A 278-nucleotide genomic window follows, 5' to 3' on the forward strand; every position below is an offset into this window, starting at 1 on the left:
TTGTTGTACCCCGTTTATGGGTACCAGATATAGTCTAATGTACTGTGCCACTGGGCTCTCCTAAAACTGGGATCAGACAAATCCCATCCATATTAAATTAGGAGTTCAGACTATACGATTTCAGCACGTAGTTCAACTCAAACTGCTCAAGATTGAATTCTTGCGCCGCCGCCTCTACACCAACAGTGCGTGCCGCCTGAACCGCGTTGCGCAGGCGCAGTGCATCGTCGCTTTCCATCAGTGTAAGCAAATCAGCCAACTTCGAATTACCCCTGTAG

At 48.2% G+C, this 278-nt stretch carries 1 protein-coding gene; it reads right to left on the reverse strand.

Going from position 1 to position 278, the window contains the following annotated elements; all coding sequences use genetic code 11:
- Positions 1-97: 97 nt before the first annotated feature.
- A partial coding sequence (locus AC1RPN_RS08940; protein ID WP_481763836.1) for a hypothetical protein occupies positions 98-278 on the reverse strand: 181 nt, incomplete at its 5' end.

Source organism: Dellaglioa sp. CoH-57-MRSF-20 (genome assembly GCF_056781955.1).